This window comes from Mycobacterium sp. TH-M106 (genome assembly GCF_057473765.1).
Map to the genome: position 1 here is coordinate 1 of NZ_JBYCLE010000299.1, position 1314 is coordinate 1314.

Genomic DNA, 1314 nt, shown 5'->3' on the forward strand with positions numbered 1-1314 from the left:
CCGAGGACCAAGTGTTTCCGGAGGATTTGTCGAAAAGTTTCGGTGTTTCCACCGATTTGTGGTGGACCTGGGATGAGCCCTACAAGATCACCTATCCGGAGTATGTGCACATCCAGGCTGGCAAGGACACCAGCGTCTATTCGGTTAACGCGGTCGTGAACCGCTCATCGCTCTACGAGCAGCTCGACCCGGGCTGGAAGTCGGCCATTTTGGCCCACTATGGCGCGATCGCTATGGCGGAGTACACCGCCAGCATCGGCGAAGCCCGGATGGCACGGTTCGGCCGCGCCGCGGCGTGGCGCAACATGGCGACCTATGGAAGCCTCGATGAAGTCCGCCACGGCCAGATCCAGACCTACATCCCTTACACGCTGCTGCAAAAAGAACCCCGAGCCGACTGGGCGCACCGGGCGTATCACACCAACGAGTGGGGTGCGCTCGCGGCACGGTCGCTTTTCGACGACATGTTCACCGCCAACGACGCGACCTCGATGGCCATCCAGCTGACGTCGACCTTCGAAACCGGGTTCACCAACCTACAGTTCCTGGGGATGGCCGCCGACGCGATGGGTGTGGGTGACCTGGAGTTTAGTGCGCTGATCTCGTCGATTCAGACCGACGAGGCCCGCCACGCCCAGATCGGTGAGCCCACCATGAAGGTGCTGGTGGAAGGCGGCAAGATCGATGTCGTCCAAAAGCTCGTCGACCACATGTTTTGGCGGTCCTTTAAGCTGTTCGCTCTGCTGACCGGTCTGTCCATGGACTACTACACCCCGTTGGAGCATCGGCGGCACTCGTTCAAAGAGTTCATGGAGGAGTGGATCAACAAACAGTTCGTTGACCTCTTTCGTGACCTCGGACTGCAAAAGCCGTGGTATTGGGACAGCCACTACCAGCAGGAACTCAACTGGGTGCATCACGCCTATCACCTCGGCGTGTGGAACTGGCGGCCCACGGTGTGGTGGAATCCGGATGCCGGTGTCTCGCCGGCCGAACGTGACTGGCTAGAAGAAAAGTACCCGGGCTGGAACGACTCGTTCGGCAAAATGTGGGATGTAATCACCGACAACGTGCGGGCCGGCGATATCCCGCTGACCCTGCCCGAGACGCTTCCGATGGTGTGCAACATGTGCCATATCCCGGTGTGTACTCCAGCGGGTGCCGCCGCTGGTTTCCTCGACAACCCCGAGACGCTGATCTATGACTACCAGGGTCGGCGCTACAACTTCTGCTCGGAGCCGTGCAAATGGATCTTCACGCTCAACCCGGCGCGCTTCCAGGGGCATCTGAGCATCGTCGACCGCTTCCTCGGGG

1 protein-coding gene is annotated in these 1314 nt (G+C 60.3%); it reads left to right on the top strand.

The genetic code is table 11. From position 1 onward, the window contains the following. On the top strand, nt 1-1314 hold a 1314-nt coding region (locus tag AC2VOP_RS10385; protein ID WP_486960880.1), incomplete at both ends, for a YHS domain-containing protein.